The following is a 250-nucleotide window of genomic DNA, read 5'->3' on the forward strand; positions in this document are numbered from 1 at the left end:
CGATTTATCGTTGGGTACAAGAATACAGTAAAGTCCTCTATCATCTCTGGAAAAAGAAAAATAGACCGTCCTTCTATTCGTGGAAAATGGATGAAACTTATATCAAAATTAAGGGACGTTGGCATTATCTTTATCGTGCAATTGATGCGGATGGATTGACTTTAGACATCTGGCTACGCAAGAAACGGGATACGCAAGCTGCTTATGCGTTCTTGAAACGACTCCATAAACAGTTTGGTCAACCAAGAGT

The 250-nt window shown here is 39.6% G+C and carries 1 protein-coding gene; it reads left to right on the plus strand.

Translation table 11 applies throughout. The annotated features are described in order from the left end of the window. Positions 1-250, plus strand: a 250-nt coding sequence (locus FHL07_RS23570; protein WP_138738995.1) for a DDE-type integrase/transposase/recombinase, incomplete at both ends; no start/stop codon positions are given.

The organism is Pseudomonas sp. FSL W7-0098 (genome assembly GCF_005930585.1).
GTDB lineage: Bacteria > Pseudomonadota > Gammaproteobacteria > Pseudomonadales > Pseudomonadaceae > Aquipseudomonas > Aquipseudomonas bubulae.